Below are 19,867 nucleotides of genomic sequence, written 5' to 3'. Positions count from 1 at the left end.
CTAATCGCGCTGCTCGTCTTCGCCTACGTGGTGCCCGGACAGTTCCTGATGGCCTAGTTTACTCCCCCGGAATCGAAGGTACTAGAGGGCCTGGATGCCCGGGCGGACGATTACTTCGACGTAGCCCGCCGCATCTGGGGTTTTGCCGAAGTCGGCTATAAGGAAGAGCGAAGCTCGGCCCTGCTGCAGGAGACCCTGCGCGCGGCAGGCTTTACCGTGACGTCCGGGGTGGCGGACATACCCACCGCTTTCACCGCGAGCTTCACGACGGGCGAGGGTCCGACCATCGGCATTCTGGGCGAATACGATGCTCTGCCGGGCATTACCCAGACGGATCGCCCGGTACGGGAGGAGCGTGAGGACGTCGCCGCCGGACACGCCTGCGGCCACCACCTCTTCGGGGCGGGATCGGCCGCGGCGGCCATCGCCGTAAAGCAGTGGATGGAGGACAACGACGTGGCCGGCACCCTGCGCTTCTACGGCACTCCCGCCGAGGAGGGCGGCGCCGGAAAGGTGTATATGGTACGGGCCGGACTGTTTGACGACGTAGACGCGGTGATTCACTGGCACCCCTCGGACGGCAACTCCGCCCACGCCGCCTCTTCGTTGGCCAATAAGTCCGCCAAGTTTCGCTTTTACGGCGTGTCGGCCCATGCGGCCTCCGCGCCGGAGAACGGTCGCTCCGCCCTCGACGGGGTGGAAGCCATGAACTTTATGGTCAACATGCTGCGGGAGCACCTGTCCATGGAGAGCCGCACCCACTACGTCATCACCCGGGGTGGGGAGGCCCCCAACGTGATTCCTGACTTCGCGGAGGTGTTTTACTACGTCCGTCACCCGGATATGGCTACCGCGGCGGAAAATTTCGCCCGGGTGGTGCAGTGCGCGGAGGGCGCGGCGCTGGGCACCGGCACCACGATGGACTACGAGGTCATTCACGGAGCCTATAACCTGCTGCCCAACGTCACCCTCAGCCGGCTCATGCACGATAACCTTGAGCGGATAGGGGGCGTGGAGTATACCGCCGACGAGCGGGCCTTCGCCGAGGAAATCGCTACTTCCTTCACGGGGACTGGTGGAAAGAACCTGGCCACGGCCGCGACGGTGGATTCCTTCCGGATCATCCGCAAGGGGCAGGGCGGCTCGACCGACGTGGGCGACGTGAGCTGGGTCGTGCCGACCGTCGGCCTACGCACCGCCACCTGGGTACCCGGTACTTCGGCCCACAGTTGGCAGGCGGTAGCGGCCGGGGGCACCAGCATCGGTAAGAAGGGCATGATGGTGGCCGCCAAAGCGATGACGCTGACCGCCATGGACCTGTTCCGCCAACCCGCCACCATTACCGCGGCCAGACAGGAACTGCTGGAACAGCGGGGGTCGGACTTCAAGTACCAGGCCCTGCTCGGCGACCGGGAACCCCCGCTGAACTACCGCGATTAACCCGGGAGGGGGACAGTCGCCACTGCATTATTGTCTATTAAATAGATAATAGCGAAATCTTCTTATCTTCCGCGAGCACCGTCCCGCTAAGCACCACTTTCTCTACCGCCTCGCCGACGCACCCTCACGCAAACCCCGCGGTGCCACGCCGGGGGATGAGTGACTGTAGGGGGCGTGCCTGTTTAAGACACGACCGACAAATGCCCGATATCCACCCACCGACCGACCGCAGTAGCGAATACATCAAACAGCTCTCCATTGATTGCGTCGTCTTTGGCTACCGCGACGGGAAGTTGTACGTCTTGGTACCCGAATTGATCTTTCGGGGCAACTACTACGGCCTGCCCGGCGGCTTCATCCGGCAGTCGGAATCCATCGACGATGCCGCCCGTCGCATTCTCGAGGGGCGCACCGGCATCACGAATATCTACCTGGAGCAGTTTCGGGTTTTCGGCGGTACGGAGCGGAATAACCGGAAGGCCCTGGAACGTCTGCTCGCACTGAATACGGAGGGAGACGGGGGTATCGACTGGATGCGCAACAACCTTCACTGGCTCGGCGAGCGGTTCGTCTCCATCGGGTACTATGCGTTGGTGGATATGCACATGGTGATGCCGGTGAAAACCAAAATCGATGCGAGCGTGAACTGGTACCCGTTAGACGAACTCCCGCCGATGATCATGGATCACGGCGAGATTATTGGTGAAGCGTTACGGTCCCTGCGCCGTGATCTGGACGAGAAACTCATCGCCTTCAATCTGCTACCCGAAAAATTTACCATGAAGGAGCTGCGGCTGCTGTACGAAGCCGTTTACGATCGCCCCTTCGCTCGCAACAACTTCCAGAAGAAGATCCTCGACCTCGGCGTCCTCGAACGGCTGGAAAAAAAGTATACGGGAGCTTCCAATCGGGCACCCTATCTGTACCGCTTTCAGAGAATAGACACTGCACCCGCGTCCCCGCACCAACTGCTTTGATGGCCGGTGTGGCCGACGCTATTTTGGGTGTCCAAACGAAATACGAACATGCATGATTTCAAGACTTCTGTGTACCTGTTTTTAATTCTATTGCTGGCCTGCGTCGGCGAGGTAACGGGGCAGATCACAGTAGAAAATTTACGGGTAGAACAAGGTTCCGAGCCGCTCGCACTGGAGACCGAAACGCCCCGTTTCAGCTGGCGGATGAAGGCAGAAACCGACCGCCGGGGCGTCCGCCAAACCGCCTACCGTATTCGGGTCCGAAACGAAGCGGGAGAGGAGGTGTGGAACTCCGGAAAGGTGGCTGACGATGAATCGCTGTACGTTCCCTATGCGGGGGCCTCGCTGCAACCAACCACTCGGTACAAGTGGGCGCTGGAAGTATGGGCCGATAACGGTGAAACGGCCGCTAACGAATCCTTCTTCGAAACTGCCCTGACGCTTGACGGACACAGTGCCTCGGAATGGAACGGCGCGCAGTGGATCGGTGGCGGAGAGGAAGATTTGGTACTCTTCAGTCCCTACTTGTCAGTGTTCCGTCTGGAATACGGCATACAACTCGATGAAGCGTCTGGCAGTACGCGCGCCGCTTTTCTGTTCGGGGGTAACGACGCGCGGTGGATGAACCGGAATAAGAACCTTTTCGGAATGGAGAACGAACGTGACCAGGCCTATCTCGCCCTGGAGCTGGACGTTTCCGCACTGGACGCGGAGACACCGGGCCCCGCCCGGCTTCATATTTATCGCGCCGGCTATACCGCCGACGACCAACCTGACCGGCCGCTGCTGACTTACGAGATTCCGATTACCCTTATCGACGCAACCAATCGCTACGCCACTCACCGAGTTTACCTGGATCTGGTTTTTGGCGAAGGCAATCTCTATCTTGACGGTACATCCCCGGAGCACCGGTTAAACGCCGAAACATTTACGGTGAACCCTTACGGGAAGGGAGGCGACTATATTTCGGCGCCGATGGTGGGTGAGGTAGGTTACTGGGTGGAGCCCGGTCAATCCGCCCGATTTTCCGAAGTAGCTGTTCGCAATTACCGGCAGCCGTCCAACGTTCTAGCCCGACTACCGGACGTCGAGTTCTCCACTAGTGGTAGCCGCCAATTGCAACTGACGGACCCCAGCCGGAATGCCGCTCCGCTGTTGCGTACTGAATTCACCGCGCCGGATCGGGCGATTGAGAAAGCCCGTCTGTACGTGACCGCCCGGGGCATCTACGAAGTTTACCTGAACGGGGAACGGGTGGGGGAGGAGTACTTCAATCCCGGCCTGACGCAGTACAACAAGACACACTTCTACCAGACCTACGATGTGACGGACCGGATCAGGCCGGGGGAAGCCAACGTTCTTGGTGCCTGGCTCAGCGAAGGGTGGTGGAGTGGCAACATCACCTTTAGGGGAGAGAACTGGAACTACTTCGGCGACCGACAGTCGTTACTAGCCAAATTGGTCATTACCTTCAGCGACGGGACGGAATATATCATCACGTCCAACGATACGGACTGGAAGCTTTTTACTGACGGTCCCATTCGATACGGTAGTTTCTTCCAGGGAGAAATTTACGATGCGCGGCGGGAGGCTGCCATCACGGATTGGTCGGAGCCCGGCTACGACGATAGCGACTGGAAATCCGCGGTGGAAGTGCCGCTCGAGGGGACTACCCTGCAGGGTAGTTTCCGGGACTTTCTCGGCAGAGAGGTCAGGCTGAACTACGACAGTATGGACCTTCGCAGCCAGATCGGGGAGAACGTGACCATTGTGGAAACACTTACCGCCCAAAGCGTGGAGGAAGTGCGTCCGGGTGTTTTTCTCTACGATCTGGGACAGAATATGGTCGGATTTCCGCGAATTACTCTGCACGATACCCGTCCAAGCGACACCATCACCCTGCGCTATGCGGAGATGCGGTATCCGCAACTACCCGAGTACACGGGAAATGAGGGAATGGTCATGATAGAGAATCTGCGGGCCGCATTAATCGAAGACCGCTACATCACCCGCGGCGGCCTGCGGGAGGTGATCCAGCCGCGGTTTACCTTTCACGGTTACCGCTACCTGGAGATTACGGGCATCGACGAGGCGCTCCCCCTGACAGCCGTAGAGGGCAGGGTACTGAGTTCGGTCAAGGAGCTGGCTTCCCACTACGAAACCTCCAATCCTCTAGTGAACCGGCTGTGGGAGAACATTACCTGGTCGCTACGGGGCAACTTTTTGTCTATTCCGACCGACACCCCGGCTCGCAATGAACGGATGGGTTGGAACGGCGACATCAACGTTTTCAGCCGTGCGGCGACATGGTTGGCGGACATCGGAGCCTTCCTGGAACGTCACGCCCTGGCCATGCGCGATATGCAAGGAGAGAATGGAAGATTCACCGACGTAGCACCGGTTGGCGGCGGTTTCGGCGGCACGATCTGGGGAAGTGCCGGACTCGTGATGACGTGGGAGAATTATCGACAGTTTGGCGACCTGGAAGCCCTCCGGGACCACTATCCCGCCATGCAGCGGTACGTAAAATTTCTGCAAACGCGATTCGACGATGGGATCCTCACCGAGGGTCCCCTGGGCGACTGGCTCAGTCCCGAAAACGGTAAGAACGACAACTCCATGCTCTGGGCGGCTTACTACGGTTACGATCTGAAAATTCTGGCTGCCGTAGCTGCGGCACTGGGTGAAGCGGAACAGTCCGGGCGCTACGAACGACAGTTTGCGGATTTTCGCGAAGAGTTCAATGCGCGCTACGTCGACCCCGAGACCTCCCACACCCTTCACCAGGGCGTCGTTTTCAATTTCAGGTCGGGGCTGACTACGGACAGCACCCTCAGGGGCAAGCGTGTCGATACCCAGGCTTCCTACGCGATCCCGCTGGCCTTCGGCCTGTTCACTGACGGGCACCGGGGGGCGGCGGGCCGTCTGTTGGCGGAAAGCGTGGAGCGAACGAACATAGACGACGGTGGTGTAGCACGGCCGCCCTATTCCCTGATGACCGGGTTTATTGGCACCGCGTCCATTGCCGAAGCGCTGAGCCAGGCCGGTCGCGACGACCTGGCCTACCGGCTACTGCAACAAGAGACCTATCCCTCCTGGCTATACCCGGTGAAGAACGGGGCGACGACCATCTGGGAGCGACTAAACTCCTACACCCACGACGACGGCTTCGGCGGGAACAACAATATGAACTCCTTTAACCACTACTCCTTCGGAGCAGTGGCCACCTGGATGTACAACCACTCCCTCGGGATACGACGCGATCCGGAACGCCCCGGGTTCAAGCATTTTTTGCTGTCTCCAACGCCGGACCCGACGGGCAAAATGACCTACGCCCGCGGACATTATGATTCACCCTACGGTCGCATTGAAAGTGAGTGGAGTACTGAAGAGGAAGCCGTCAGCTACCGTATCGTGGTGCCGCCCAACACTACCGCCACCCTGTCATTACTGGCCAAAGACGTCAGCACGATTACGGAGGGTGGACTACCCGCTACGGAAGCGGAAGCGGTTACGGCCAGAGGACACGATGGGGACAGACAATTATTTGAGCTGGCTGCGGGAAGCTATGACTTCAGAGTATCGAAGCGGTGAGTACCTTCTGATTTCAAGAATTTTGTAGGAATTAACCGATTTAGCAAGTCAAGTAACCAAGCGTGGTAATCCCTCCCCGCCGAAGACACTTATCATTGCAGGACACGTAACCGAGCCGTCGCCGCGGCTAAATGGTATATTTCACTAACCCTTGTCTGATGAAGAAAAGCGCATTACCCGATCCCTTCGCCGCCGCCCGGCTACGGGAGGGCATCGGACACATGAACGATCAGGGGGATCCGGTGACCATGATCCTGCGGCTGAAGGATTTGCGTAAGACGGCCCATAACTATAAGACCTTTCAGTCCGGAGCCACTCCCGGCCGCATCGTCGTACCCTCGGAAGTCAACATCCGCGATACCCGGCAGATCCCCTTCGAGCTCGACCCGCCGGAGCATACCGCCTATCGGGCCGCGGTGGAGGCCTGGTTCCGCCGGCCCCTGGAGGAAGGATATGCCCGGGCGCTTACCAGACAGATTGAAACCCTCGTCGATGAGGTGCTACAGGGGGACACCGTGGAGGTCGTTAGTGCCTTCGCCCTGCCCCTGCAGTCGCGGGCGCTGACCCTGCTGCTCAACATTCCCGAAGCGGAAGCGGACACCTGGATTGCCTGGGGCACCCATGTCTTCCGCAGCGAGGGCGTGGCGCTCGACGGCGAGAAGGCCAACATTCTGTACGATTACATCGACGAGCAGATCGACCGGGCGATCGCCGATCCCGGGGAAGACCTGTACTCCGTTCTCCTGGCTTCCGAAGTGAACGGCAAGCCACTGACGCGCGAAGAAGTCAGGGGCGTCATGATCCTGACCTTTGCCGGCGGTCGCGATACCCTCATCAATGCCATTACTAATTCCGTGGCCTACTTCGCCGAGCATCCGGAATCCCTGAACCGACTGCGCACCGAGCCGGAGATTCTGAACCGGGCCGTAGAGGAACTGGTCCGCTACTTCGCGCCGCTGACCCATATAGGCCGGGTCGTGACCCGGGATGCGGAAGTATGCGCCCACGCCGTGCGGGCCGATTCCCGCGTCTCCCTCTGCTGGGCCTCGGCCAACCGGGACGCCGCCGCCTTCGATAAGCCCGACGAGATCGTACTGGACCGCAAACTCAATCCCCACGTCAGTTTCGGCTTCAGCCACCACAACTGCCTGGGGGCCACCCACGCCCGCCAATTGCTGCGCACCCTGGTCGCTACGCTGGCCGAAAAGGTGGCATCGATCGAACTTCTCGACCACCGGGATAACGTCGAAGACCTCGATCAATTCAAGCGCAAGGTTGGATTCGACTCCCTCACGGTGCGCTTTCACGCCCGCTAAACCTCCCTTTTTCCCCAATTAACCTTACCACCATGGCAAACATCACCTTTATTACTACCGACGGCGCGTCGACTACGGTAAGCGGCAACTCGGGTTCCGTGATGGAACTCGCCCGCGACCACAACATCGAGGGCATTCTCGGTAACTGCGGAGGGGTGTGCTCCTGCGCTACCTGTCACGTACACGTCGCGCCGGATGACATGCGGAAAACCGGGGAAGCCAGCGAGATCGAGCGCGATATGCTCGAACTCGACGACAATGCCGATGAATACAGCCGGCTCTGTTGCCAGATCGTGGTCAGCGATGCCATCGACGGCGTCGTATTCCGGGTCGCGGAATAGGCGTTCACCTCGATAATTGCTCATGCCCCACGACGAAGCACCCACCTGCCTGATCGTCGGCGCCAGCCACGCCGGCGTCGGCTGCGCCTTTGAGCTCCGCCGGCAGGGGTGGACGGGACGGATCGTGCTCATCGACCGTGATCCCCACCTCCCTTACCACCGTCCGCCCTTGTCCAAGACCTGTCTTACGGCCGAAGCAGGGAGCGATCATAGTCCCCTCCGCGCGGCCGACAGCTACGCGAAGGACGCGATTGACCTGCGTCTCGGGGTGTCCGTCACCTCCGTCGACCGCGAACGTTCACTCGTACTTCTGGATAACGGCGAGAATCTCCCCTACGATAAGCTCGTACTGGCGACGGGTGCCCGCCCCCTGATCCCCCCTTTTCCGGGACTGGACGCCGCACGCCACGTTTTCCCGCTGCGGACGGCCGCCGACGTGGCCGGTATCCGCGCGGCACTATCCGAAGATCACGGTAAGCGCGTGGTCGTGATCGGAGGTGGTTACATCGGACTGGAAACGGCCGCCTCCCTCCGTAAGCTGGGAGCGGAGGTTACGGTTTTGGAGCGGGAAGAGCGCATCCTGGCCCGGGTCACGACCCCCACGATGTCGGCCTTCTTCGCGCAGCTCCACGCCGACCATGGAGTGAAAATTCTGACGGGTAAGACCGTTTCCGGGTTTCGGACCGGCGACACCCATTCAATCGTACACTGCGCGGACGGAGACGAATTCGCCGCCGACGTGGTCGTGATTGGCGTGGGCATCCGCGTGAACGTCGAACTGGCCCGCCAGGCCGGCCTGGAGGTGAGTGACGGGATTTGCGTAGATGCATCCGCCCGCACGTCCGACGAGAACATCTACGCCATCGGGGATTGCACCTACCACCACAATCCACGCTACGACCGCTTCGTCCGGCTGGAATCGGTGCAGAACGCAACGGACCAGGGCAGGGTGGCCGCGGCGGCCATTGTCGGAAAGGAAGCCGTCTACGATGCCATTCCCTGGTTCTGGTCCGATCAGTACGACGTTAAATTGCAAATTGTTGGGCTTTCCGCAGGCTACGACCGGGCGGTTCTGCGGGAAGAAGCGGGGCAGGGCCCCAAATTTTCCATCTGGTACTTCGCCGGCGATACCCTGCTGGCGGTCGACGCGGTAAATAACGCCAAAGCTTACGTGATTGGGACGAAATTTATCCAGTCGGGAGCACCGATCAACCGGGAAAAGCTGGCCGACTCTACCGTACCGCTCAGACCCGCTAACCTGATGCGTTAGCTTTCCGGTTTTACGTTGCACCCGCGTGCCCGCCCAAAAACTTGACCGATTCGGTGGTTAGAGTTGTTGATTAGGTAAGTCCGAATCCGCCCGCCATGGAACCCCGCGATATCAGTTGTTTTGATGACATCAAGGCTCTGGTGGACTCCTTCTACGGTAAGGTGAGGGAGGATACTCTACTGGGTCCCGTTTTCGGTGGGGTGATCAGAGACCGGTGGCCCGATCACCTCGGTAAGATGTACCGGTTCTGGCAGACCGTCTTGCTGGGCGAGCGCACCTACGGGGGCAGCCCCTTCCTGCCGCACCTGAAATTACCGGTGAGTAGCGAGCACTTCGATCGTTGGAAGCAACTGTTTCACCGTACGGTGGACGAACATTTTCGGGGCCCGAAGGCCGACGAGGCTAAGTGGCGAGCGGATCGGATGGCTGAAATGTTTGAGTTCAAGATCGACCATTATCGCCGCGGTCATAAGGAACCCCTGATCTGATGCGTAGGGAAGTCACACTGGGCCGCATCTTCGTTTTTCCCGAGACCGACGGCACGTATACTCTGCGGGAGCTGGTCTCCTTCCCCGTTCGGGCTTCCTTCTGTACGGAGCTCAGCGATCAGCTCGGACTTATCTACGCCGGGGTAAGCGGTGGCGGGAGCGTCTGTTTCGCCCGATCTCCGGAGCTACAACCCGCATACAAAACCGTTTTTACGCAAGCGGACCTCCTCCGTTACCTCACGGTCCGACTTACTACCCTTCGTCATTACGGGCGAGATACGCCGGTCCCCTTACCGGAAACCGCGGACGACTTTTGGCGTAGCCTCGGTAACTAAGGGGGCGGGTCCGCGGGAGCCGGACATACGGGACGGAGCAGTCCCCACTGAAAGTCGACCGGTAAGCCGTACGGTGTTGTCCCGCGTATTCTCCGGTCGGCGTGCATTATTGCGGGGAAGTTTATATATTCAATTGTTTACTTGATCGCACTATGACACACCCAAAGAACTGGCACTTTGCCGGACTGATCATCCTGTTTCTGCTTCCCTGCTGTCTGGTAGCCCAGACGTATACCAGTGTCCGGGGGGGGATTTGGTCCGATTCTACCACCTGGGACGACGGCGGCGTACCTCCCGAACCGATCCCCGCGGGCGCGACGGTGCTGATCACCCATCGGGTACACACCTTTGGGACGGATCAGATCACCAATCACGGTACGGTTCTCGTCGAACCCGCTCCCTCGACAGACGGTAACGACGCAAATTTTGTAATCGATCCTAGTAGCGCGCTCGATAATTACGGGACGTTGCGGTTTAAAGGAACCTACGTATCGCTCGCCCTGCTGGACGGAGCCACGTTGACCAACTATGGCACCATACGGTCCGAGCGGAATACCGCATCCGCTTCTCCGCCCGAGCTACACGTATACGGACGATTGACGAACGCTTCCGGCGGTGTCATTACGCTAGTCGACGGTCGTCTACAGCTTGGCGGGGAAAACGGACGACTCGAAAACAAAAGTGGTGGGTGGATAAGTATCCGGAACGCAGCCTCCCTGCTGGCCTTTGGCGGGAACCCGACGGATACCTGGCCCGCTTTCGAAAACCACGGGCGATTCGACGTCACCGGAGGTCTGCTGCTGCATGCAGGGGTACACCTCAATTCCCCCAGTGGGGTAATCAACGTAGCGCGCGGCTTTGATGTGAAGACTTTTACGAACCGGGGCACCATAAACGTGGATGCGGAGTTAGCGGATCTGATCAGTAGAGGCCGGCTTGATTCCCGGGAGGGTAAGCTGAATCTGCTTCACGGTAGAGTTTACGCCGTGGGGGACATCATCGTACCTACCCTGGTAAACCAACTGGATTTCTGGCCATACAGCCGGGCCGGAGACCAGGGGGAAACCGTAAACCTTGACGGAAACTACCGGGGGGAGGGCACCTTTACGGTGACCATCGATAGTGAAGCTCCCGAAGAGAATAGCCGATTGAATGCGACGGGAAGTATCGATATATCGCAGGAGGTCATTCGCGTACACCTAAATCGCAGGATCAACGTGCCTACCGGCACTTCGTTTACCATCCTGGAGGCCGCGGGGGGGATCGTAGGCCAGTTTGCGTCGATTGATACCTCAAATGCCAAACTCGGTCCCGGGAGGGTCTGGCGACTCGATTACCAGCCAGGCTCGGTGCACCTCCGGCTGGCGGCCGCACAGGATACCGACGGCGACGGGCCGCACGACGAGCGCGACAACTGCCCGCTTACGGCTAACCCGGATCAACTTGATACCGACTGCGACGGGGTAGGGGATGCGTGTGACGTCTGTCCGGGGGGCGACGACGCGGTCGATCACAACCGCGACGGGATTCCGGATTGTAGTCAATCGATAGCTATGGAAGAATACCCGCCCGCATGGCGGTGCGGGTCGGGCGAGCTGCTTTTCTGTGATCATTCGGCCGGTGATGCTTACCCGTCCGGTCCGGACTGCGTAGCTGAGGCGACCGTAGCCGGGCTACTATCGGAAGGTCGGGGACACGTCGGTGATTGCAGCCGGTGTACGCGTCCGGCCGACATCTGGCTCGAAGCCGAATGCGGCGTGGTCGGAGCCGACTGGCGAAAGGGTGCGCCCAGATTTACGACGATTCCGCGGTTGGGGCCCACCTATCTGGTGCACGTTCTGAACCGCCACGTGGCGCTCCCGCCGGTGAACGAGCCGGAAAGGGAGCTTAGGTACACCGTCGAAGTGGATGAGGCGGCGGTGTATTATCTCTTCTTCCGGATGGATGCACCGGACCCCGGCCGCAACTCCGTATGGGTTCGTATAGACGGAGGAAAGTGGATCAAGATGTGGCAGGAAGTCGGTGGAGCGCAGTTGCTGACTAAGGGATACGAGTGGCGTATGGTCAGTGACGACGGAGCCTTTTTGCCCCTGGAACTAACCGCCGGTCGCCACGTGATCACGGTGGCGAATCGCGAAAGTGGAACCAAGCTCGATCGCTTACTACTAAGCACCTATCCGGTACCCCCTCCGGCCAACTTCACCGGGGGAGATCCTGCCAATTGCGAAACCGCCGCCGCCTACGCCCGGGCGGTCGCCGGTATTACTCCCCTGAACGCGGAAGACGGGATGTCGGTCGACGTCTATCCGAACCCGGCCCGGGACGTAATTAACATGCGAGTTTCCGCCCACGGCGACGAAGCGTCCGTGGTACTGATCGATCAATTGGGGCGTACACAGTACCACCGCTCCCTTTCGGCTCACCAGACATCTTTCAGTATTGACGTACGGCGGGAAGGCATTCCGGATGGCGTATATACCGTGGTAGTACATACGCAACAGGGACCCGTGACGCGCCGGCTGGTAGTCGCCGGACGCTAGTCTCGCCGCGGCTTCCGCCGGCCGAACTTCTTCGGAGCGTCTCCGGCGGGCCGGTCACCCCCGGCGGAGTCGCTCTGGTTCCTGGGCTGGCCGCCGCTGCGACCGCGGCCGCGACCCCGGCCGCCGCCACCACTCTTGCCGCCGCTGCGGCCCTTGCTCCGACCACGGCCCCGGCCGCGATCCGCATCGGAAGAGCCACTGCCGGGTTCGGCATCGTTCAGCTCGTCGGGCAGGGGGATGCGGCGCACCTTCATTTCTACCAGTTCCTCGATCCGCTTGAAGCGCTGCCGGTCTTCCTTGCTGATCAGCGTGATGGCTTCACCCTCCGCGCTGGCCCGGGCGGTACGCCCGATCCGGTGTACGTAGTCTTCGGCGTCGCCGGGGACATCGAAATTGATGACCAGGTCGATGCCGTCGATGTGAATGCCCCGGCTGAGTACGTCGGTGGCGATGACGATGGGGATTTTGCCCGAACGAAAATCGCTCAGTCGCTGCTCGCGCTCGCTCTGCTCGAGGTCCGAGGAGACGCTTTCGGCCTTATGACCCTTGCGCTGGAGGCGACGGGTAAGGTCACGTACGGTCTTTTTCCGTCCGCAGAAGATCAGGATGCGTTCCAGGTCCTTCTTATCCTTGAGGATGTGCTCGATGAGGCTGATCTTGGCCCAGTCGGCGACGTCGAAGGCCTTCTGATCGATCTTCTCGGCGGGTTTGGAGATGGCGATGCTGATCTCGACGGGGTTCTTCAGGATTTCCCGGGAGAACTTGCGGATCTTGTTGGGCATCGTGGCCGAGTAGAAGAGGATCTGCAGCTTGTCCTTGGGGAGGAGATCAATAATTTTGATCATGTCATTGACGAATCCCATATCGAGCATGCGGTCGGCCTCGTCCAGTACGAGGTGACGGACACCACTCAGGTCCGCGTATCCGAGATCGAGGTGGGCGATCAGTCGACCGGGAGTGGCGACGACCAGGGGCGCTCCAGTCTTGAGCGCGTTCTTCTCCCGCTCCATGCTGTGTCCGTCCCGCCCTCCGTAAATGGCGATCGAGGAGGCCGGAGTGTAGAAGCTGAAGCCCTCCAGCTGGCGATCGACCTGCATGGCGAGTTCGCGGGTCGGTTCCAGGATGATGGTATTGACCTTCTTAACCGGCTCGCGGGTAAGCTTATCGAGGATGGGCAGGAGGAAGGCGGCGGTTTTACCGGTACCGGTCTGGGCAACGGCCAGCACGTCCCGACCCTCGAGCGAGGGGGGGATGGCCTGGGCCTGGATGGGGGTACACTTATCGAAGCCCATATCGTCGAGGGCGTCCAGCAGTTCGTCGACGAGATCGAGCTCATCGAAGTAGACCACCTCTTCTTCGGGGGTCTGGTCGGGGTTGTTTTCCATTATGGCTTGTCTTAACGCAAGCCAATTTTCTCCGGCCCGCGCACTAATGTGGCGGCAAAGATACTGTTTATTAACCGCTTAGTCGGTCTGCCGTTCCGGAACCCGCCAATCGTAGTAGATCCGGCTACCCGGAGCGACGCTCTTGACGATCCAGGTATTACCACCGATGATGCTGCCGGCACCGATGACCGTATCTCCACCGAGTATAGTAGCGCCGGCGTAGATGACCACGTTATCCTCGATGGTCGGATGTCGCTTGGTGCGGGCCATCTCCTTCTTTACGCTGAGGGCACCGAGGGTGACTCCCTGGTACATTTTGACGCCGTTGCCGATCTCTACGGTTTCCCCGATCACGATTCCCGTACCGTGGTCGATACAGAAGCGGTGGCCGATGCGCGCGCCGGGGTGAATTTCAATACCCGTCTTGCCGTGAGCAATTTCGCTGAGCATACGCGCGACGAGCCCCACGCCCAGTTGGTGCATCACGTGGGCGATGCGGTAAACGGCGAGGGCGTAGAACCCCGGATAGGTCGTGATCACCTCCGTACGGTTCGCGGCGGCGGGGTCACCGGCCAGAATAGCCTCGGCGTCTTCGATCAGCCGGGTATGGATGTGGGGCAATTGTTCCTCGAAACGGCTGCGGAGCTCATCGATCGGACAGCTCAGATTATGGCTGAGCGCGTCCAGAATCGTGTAGAGCTTCAGATCATTCGTGCGATAGTGATGTCGAAAGGCCGCCTCGTCGGCGAATCGAACGGTGCTGAGCTCCGGAAAGAGAAACTGCAGCAAACCCTGCAACCACTCCTCCATCAGTTTGGGGGAAGGTAGCCGAACCACGGAATGGTGCTCGCGAAAGAGCCGCTGTATGAATTGATCGTCCATAGAGTAAAGGTACGGCCGGCCGGGAGGCAAAAAAAAGGGCCGGCGAATAGCCGGCCCTCTGAAGGTCAACGGTAGTGGTTAAGAACCTACCGATGGATAATAGCTGGGTAATACTTTACTACGTTTGGAAAGACACGAATTAAAAAGTCAGTGTGCTTTATTACTCCAGAACTAGAAAAACTTGTGTTTGGCACGTCTCTCTAAAAAAACATTGTGCTTGTGCGTCTCTAAAACTAAAATCGTGTTTGCTATGTGTCTCAAAAAAAGTCTCTACATCTCTCAGAAAAAAAGTCAAGTCTCTCAGTGTCAAAAAAATAATGTGCGTTCAGAGTGTTTGTTCTTGTGTTGATAGTGTCGCTGTCTCTGTCTCTAATTCGCTTTAGTCGTCAAGTCGGGGATTAATTTTCAATTTGGCCTGGTCCGGGCTGAGGATCAGTTGCGGTTGCCGATCATACCTTTCATCTTCTGGCGGGCCAGGAAGATGCGGCTCTTGACCGTACCGATGGGGATATTGAGATGCGCGGCGATTTCCTTGTACTCATACCCACGGTAGAACATGAGGAAGGGTACGCTGTAGATTTCGCCGATGGTGCTCATCATGCGATTGAGTTCTTTGAGGCGCATGTCGTGCTCACCCTGGTTGGGGATGGCGCTGGTGCTCTCGAGGGCAAAGGTGAAGGTCTCGATGGGCTGGTTGACGTGCTTCCGGCTCTTTTCCTTACGGTAGCGGTTGATATAAGTGTTCCGCATGATGGTCGAAACCCAACTTTTGAAATTGGTTCCCATAGTGAATTTGTCTCGGTGGCGGTAGGCCCGCATGCTGGTTTCCTGCATAAGGTCCTGTGCATCCTGATGATTGCGCGTCAGGCGCAGGGCGAAGGAGAAAAGTAAGTTCTCAAGCTTATTGATCTCCTGGGTGAATTCTTGGTTGGTCATAATGTGATAGCTACTGTTATTCTAAATCGTGTGGACTAGGCCACATCTGCTTGCCCCAGTAATATCAAAGAGCGTGCCAAAAATGTAACTACCTGTAAATCAGGTATTTAAAAATTGGGCAGTCTTGCAATGATGTACTAAATCCCGCATTGTGACTAAATACAGTCATTGAGCGCCAGATTGCGGACCGATTTTTTCGCACGGCGAAGAAATTTACCGTCAGTAGCCCCGTGATCACTAATAATCATACCGCCATACTCGCTTATTTCCACAAAAAAGGCCCGGAGCGCACGCGCTCCGGGCCTTTCGCAGCCTCCGGGGTGGTGAATCAGTTCAGTTTGACGCCATCGGCGATAAAGTGCAACTCCCGACGGGGCTCGACGATCGCGGCAATCTCCGCGTCGGACTTGCCGGCATCCCGGGCGAAGTGACGGAGTTCGTCAACGGGCGTGATCTGATAAAAAGCCCGACCATTCAGGATCGCCTCGCGTTCGGCGATGTCTTTTGGAACAAAGAATCCGTAATCGCGGAACTTCACCATCATCGTTTCTCCGGAACCGACATCGACCGTCATCCAGCAACCCTTGGCCTGGCAAACTTCGTGGACCGTGGCGCGGAGGGTCGTCCGTACGGTGTCCCGCAGGCTGGCTTCGGGGTAGGTGGTCAGCAGTTCGGTCGCGGGCAAAACCTCCGTAGCGGAGAATTCAGCTCCGTAGGAATCCGTAGGCACCTCATTGCGGGAGGCGCAGGCCAGGGTGAACAGCAAACCGAAACTAAGGGTGAGGCGAAGCATGGCGATACGTTATTGGTAAGCGACGAGGTCGGTGATGTAGCTGCCCGCGTACCCCGCCTCGCGCAGGGTTTCCTGCAGGGCGACGGCTTCTTCGCGGTCAACGAAGCTCTGCCGGCTTTCCACTACCCATACCTGCTCGCAGGGACGGTAGCGAGCGACGAGCGAAGGATGAAAGGGATATTCGGCCGGATCGGTGTACCGCAAGATAGCTACCTGCACCTTGTATTCCCTGGTGGGGGTAGTAGCAAATTTAGGAAGGGAGGGGGCCGCTTCACCTCCGGGAGTACCGTAGGTAGCGGGGGCTTCTTCACAGTAGGCGGGTTTCGCCTCCTGGGCGACGAGGGTGTTCGCGGCGAAGGCGAGTAGAAGGATCGTGAGAATGCGCATAGTAAGTTGGCGTAGGGTAGGCAATGAATAATTTAGTGGTAACACCCGGCACGGTGGCCAGTTGTGCGCATATAAAGGATGGGGATTGGGCAAAGGTTCGCTTCCCCGATCAACGGATCTCCAGGATGACGTCCACGCGGCGATTGAGGTCCCGGCCGGAACGTCCGGGCAGTTCGCCCCGACCCTCTACCCGGATCAACGCCTCCGGAATGCCGAGCTGGCGCAGTACTTCGGCCACCGCCGCCGCCCGCCGCTGACTAAGCCCTAGGTTGTAGTCGCTGCTTCCCACCTCGTCCGTATAACCGACCACGGTAACCCCGACGACGGTGCGGGATTCCGCGGTGGCAATCAGTCGCTCGAGCTCCCCGCGGTGGGCATCCGTCACCGTAGCCTTTTCAAAAGCGAAAAGAACTTTAGACGTCCGGGACTGGGTGCGGGCCGGGCGGGGTGGGGGGGGCGCGAGTGGGGGCAGTTCGGCGGCCTCGCGTGACAGGCGCAAATCGATGCGATAGGGCGATTGGTTGTCCCATTGCGGAATATCGAAGGACCGCCGGTAGGGAAGGTAGTCAGGGTGGTCCGCGCTCAGGGGCAGTTGCTGATTGGGCGGTGCGCAGATGAAGAAACGCCCGGCGTAATTCGTACGAAAGACATCGCCGCCGGCGACCGGTATCTCCTGGTCGGGGATGGGCACGCCCGAGAGGCTGTCGGTCACGTAGCCGGAAACGAAGGTCACTTCCTTGCCGGTCAGGGTCTCGTTGAGGGTGAAGCCGTAGATGTCGAGTTTACCGTGACCGCCCGGTCGGTCGCTGGCGAAGAAGCCGCGGCGACCGTCGGCGGACAGGTGGAAACCGAGTTCGCGGTTGGCGCTGTTGATGGGCGGACCGATGTTAACGGCCGGGCTCCAACGCTGGCCGCCTTCATCCCAGCGGCTGAAGTAAATGTCCTGGTCGCCGAGCCCCCGGTGGCCCATGCTCGAAAAGTAGAGCGTTTCGCCGTCGTTGCTGAGAAAGGGCGCTTCTTCGTCCTCCGGCGTATTGACGCCGGCACCGAGGTTGCGGGGTTCGGACCAGCTGCCGTCCGCCAGGCGTTCGGAGCGGTAAAGATCACTTCCGCCGATGCCGCCCGGCCGGGTACTGGCGAAGAACAACTGGCGCCCGTCGCAACTGATGGCGGCCTGACTATCCCAGGTAGTGGAATTAAGGTAATCGGGCAGGCGGGTCACTTCGCCGATGCGTCCATTAATAAGGACGCCGGAGTAGATATCGCAGCCGCCACCGGCGGCGTCTTCGTGGCAGAGGGTGAAGAAGATCGACTCCCCGTCGCGCATCAGGGTGCACATACCCTCGGGTTGGCTGGTATTAAAGTGCCCGAAGCGTCCGGTCCGGTAGCCCCCCTGCGTCCGGCGTTCGCCTTCGATCAGGTCCTCATCGCCGTCGCGGCTCTGACGGGTGAAGAGCAGGGTGCCGAGATCATTAGAGAAGAAGGGGAAGTAGTCGTTGAGGGCGGTATTGATGGGCGCGCCCAGATTGTACAATCCGCTGGCGTTGGTGTAATTCGTGCTGTCGGAGGCGATGCGGGCTGCCAGAATGCGCCGTTCCAGTTTGCGGTCGACGATCTCGCGCTCCGTAATGGTTTCCTGCTCACCGACCAGGCCGTACCGACCGATATCTTCCGACTGGAGGTCGCGAAACTTCAGGAGATACCGGAGGGCCTCGCGCGACTGGCCCTGACGCAGGTAGACGTCACCGGTGTGGTAGTAAAGTAAGCGCGAGAAGTAGGGGTCACGCCGGATCACTGCTAGATAAGCATCCAGGGCGGGCTGGAGCTCGTCCTGGAGGTCATAGACGACGCCCAGCATGCGCAAGCCGGGCAGGAAGGTGGAGTCGAGGTCGACGGCCTGCCGCAGGGCCTTACCGGCGCGTTTGGCGTTTCCGTCGAGGAGGTGTTGCACGCCGTCGTCAAAGGCGGCGATGGCCCGGTCGCGTTTGGCACTTTGCTGAGTGAAAACCGTCGACGGCGCGAACAAGAAGAAAAGAAGTGGTATTAGGTGGACGATCCGCATACCGGAATTTCACTGGGACGGTTTACCGAAAGCTTGGGCTCCGTCCGAGGACGGAGCCACAAGTACAATGAGTGCATTAGTAAACTATCAACGCTAATGTAGAACCTTTTTTACATTCTCACCCCGACCGCCCCCGCCGGCGGCCGGGGTGTTTCTTATGCGGAATTAATTTTAGCCCCATGAAGTACCTGCTCGTTTTCGTCCTTCCGCTCACGCTGCTGGCCTGTAATGCCCGGCCTTCCGCGGATTCTACCGCTCCCGCGGCCCCGCCCCCCGTGTTTGGCGGCGAACTGCCCGCTTACTGGTACCAGAGCAAGGCGGAGATCTCCACCTACGACCTGCAACAGGCCCGCTACGGAGAAATGCGCCGGGGGAAAGCCATCCTGATTCAGGTTTCCGAAGACTTTCTCACCGACCGCCAGGTGAAAAACGATGCCTACGAGAACCCCAACAGCGCACCCGTCATCAAGACGAACCTCATCCGGCGCTTCACTACGGGCATCTACGATTACTCCCTGATGACCTCCGTCTTTACGCCCACCAACGCCGCCGATCACCCCCTCACCCTGAAGGTGACCACCAGTAGCCAGGACTGGTGCGGACAGAGCTTCACCCAGCTCAATTATGCGGGGGGAGAAAGCTGGGATATGCAGCTGCGCAGCTACTTCGAACGGGAGGGGGACCAGGATCGCGCGCTGGAAGCCGACTTCCTGGAAGACGAGGTTTTCAACCGCATCCGCATCGGTGGGGACTTGCCCGAAGGGGAGTTCCGCGTCATTCCCAATACCGGCTACCTGCTCATGACGCACCAACCCTACGAGGCCACCCCGGCACGGGCCACCACCGAAGCGATCGGGGACAGCCTCCGCCGGTACGTACTGGAGTTCGCGGCGCTGGACCGTCGCCTCACCGTCACCTACGACGCCGCCTCACCCTACGTCATACGGGAATGGACCGAAACATACCCGAGCCGCGATACCCTGCTGACGACCACCGCTACCCTGCGTGAACAGAAACTTTCGCCGTACTGGCAGCAAAACGCCACCGTGGATGATCCCCTGCGCGCCGAATTAGGACTGCAATAGCACAAACCCGGCGACACCCCGTTGTCCCTCACACAA

General features: G+C 59.4%; 16 protein-coding genes. 10 read left to right on the top strand and 6 right to left on the bottom strand.

Annotated features, from left to right (window positions below; translation table 11 throughout):
• The first annotated feature begins 90 nt into the window (after positions 1-90).
• The 9 genes from NMA52_RS09535 (at position 91) to NMA52_RS09495 (ending at position 12,301) form a co-directional block, all read left to right on the top strand.
• Entirely contained in the window at positions 91-1,440 is a 1,350-nt protein-coding gene (locus tag NMA52_RS09535; RefSeq protein ID WP_256534232.1) for an amidohydrolase, read from the top strand.
• Positions 1,441-1,640: 200 nt separating this feature from the next.
• The gene (locus NMA52_RS09530) at positions 1,641-2,417 is read left to right on the top strand and encodes an NUDIX domain-containing protein (protein WP_254827433.1); all 777 of its coding nucleotides are present in this window, start codon (positions 1,641-1,643) and stop codon (positions 2,415-2,417) included.
• Positions 2,418-2,465: 48 nt separating this feature from the next.
• Positions 2,466-6,011, top strand: coding sequence for a family 78 glycoside hydrolase catalytic domain (locus NMA52_RS09525; protein WP_254827432.1), 3,546 nt, complete (start codon positions 2,466-2,468; stop codon positions 6,009-6,011).
• A 158-nt stretch (positions 6,012-6,169) separates the two neighbouring features.
• Positions 6,170-7,327 (top strand): cytochrome P450, encoded by a 1,158-nt coding sequence (locus NMA52_RS09520; RefSeq protein WP_254827431.1) that lies wholly within the window; start codon positions 6,170-6,172, stop codon positions 7,325-7,327.
• 32 nt (positions 7,328-7,359) lie between these two features.
• Positions 7,360-7,668, top strand: a complete 309-nt coding sequence (locus NMA52_RS09515; RefSeq protein WP_254827430.1) for a 2Fe-2S iron-sulfur cluster-binding protein — start codon at positions 7,360-7,362, stop codon at positions 7,666-7,668.
• Between the two features lie 22 nt (positions 7,669-7,690).
• On the top strand, positions 7,691-8,938 hold the full coding sequence (locus NMA52_RS09510) for an NAD(P)/FAD-dependent oxidoreductase (protein WP_254827429.1): 1,248 nt from the start codon (positions 7,691-7,693) through the stop codon (positions 8,936-8,938).
• Positions 8,939-9,033: 95 nt separating this feature from the next.
• Positions 9,034-9,426, top strand: coding sequence for a group III truncated hemoglobin (locus NMA52_RS09505; protein WP_254827428.1), 393 nt, complete (start codon positions 9,034-9,036; stop codon positions 9,424-9,426).
• Positions 9,426-9,761: a hypothetical protein gene (locus tag NMA52_RS09500; RefSeq protein ID WP_254827427.1), complete on the top strand. Its 336-nt coding sequence runs from the start codon at positions 9,426-9,428 to the stop codon at positions 9,759-9,761. The genes NMA52_RS09505 and NMA52_RS09500 overlap by 1 nt, the downstream gene beginning before the upstream one ends.
• A gap of 152 nt (positions 9,762-9,913) precedes the next feature.
• Positions 9,914-12,301: a T9SS type A sorting domain-containing protein gene (locus tag NMA52_RS09495; protein ID WP_254827426.1), complete on the top strand. Its 2,388-nt coding sequence runs from the start codon at positions 9,914-9,916 to the stop codon at positions 12,299-12,301.
• On the opposite strand, the gene NMA52_RS09490 is transcribed toward NMA52_RS09495, so the two are convergent.
• The 6 genes from NMA52_RS09490 to NMA52_RS09465 form a co-directional block, all read right to left on the bottom strand.
• Entirely contained in the window at positions 12,298-13,686 is a 1,389-nt protein-coding gene (locus tag NMA52_RS09490; protein WP_254827425.1) for a DEAD/DEAH box helicase, read from the bottom strand. The two genes, NMA52_RS09495 and NMA52_RS09490, sit on opposite strands and share 4 nt — an antisense overlap.
• A gap of 78 nt (positions 13,687-13,764) precedes the next feature.
• The gene (epsC, locus tag NMA52_RS09485) at positions 13,765-14,568 is read right to left on the bottom strand and encodes a serine O-acetyltransferase EpsC (protein ID WP_254827424.1); all 804 of its coding nucleotides are present in this window, start codon (positions 14,566-14,568) and stop codon (positions 13,765-13,767) included.
• A 432-nt stretch (positions 14,569-15,000) separates the two neighbouring features.
• On the bottom strand, positions 15,001-15,504 hold the full coding sequence (locus NMA52_RS09480; protein WP_099105240.1) for an RNA polymerase sigma factor: 504 nt from the start codon (positions 15,502-15,504) through the stop codon (positions 15,001-15,003).
• Between the two features lie 328 nt (positions 15,505-15,832).
• Positions 15,833-16,297: a DUF4920 domain-containing protein gene (locus tag NMA52_RS09475; protein WP_254827423.1), complete on the bottom strand. Its 465-nt coding sequence runs from the start codon at positions 16,295-16,297 to the stop codon at positions 15,833-15,835.
• A 9-nt stretch (positions 16,298-16,306) separates the two neighbouring features.
• Positions 16,307-16,684 carry a hypothetical protein gene (locus NMA52_RS09470; RefSeq protein WP_254827422.1) on the bottom strand — a complete coding sequence of 126 codons (378 nt, stop codon included), beginning with the start codon at positions 16,682-16,684 and terminating at the stop codon, positions 16,307-16,309.
• 109 nt (positions 16,685-16,793) lie between these two features.
• The gene (locus tag NMA52_RS09465; RefSeq protein ID WP_254827421.1) at positions 16,794-18,746 is read right to left on the bottom strand and encodes an OmpA family protein; all 1,953 of its coding nucleotides are present in this window, start codon (positions 18,744-18,746) and stop codon (positions 16,794-16,796) included.
• A 179-nt stretch (positions 18,747-18,925) separates the two neighbouring features.
• On the opposite strand from NMA52_RS09465, the gene NMA52_RS09460 reads away from it, so the two are divergent.
• Positions 18,926-19,831 (top strand): hypothetical protein, encoded by a 906-nt coding sequence (locus tag NMA52_RS09460; RefSeq protein ID WP_254827420.1) that lies wholly within the window; start codon positions 18,926-18,928, stop codon positions 19,829-19,831.
• The last annotated feature ends 36 nt before the right edge of the window (positions 19,832-19,867 follow it).

The organism is Lewinella sp. JB7 (assembly GCF_024297185.1).
GTDB lineage: Bacteria > Bacteroidota > Bacteroidia > Chitinophagales > Saprospiraceae > Neolewinella.
This window is presented reverse-complemented; position numbering and strand designations above follow the sequence as displayed.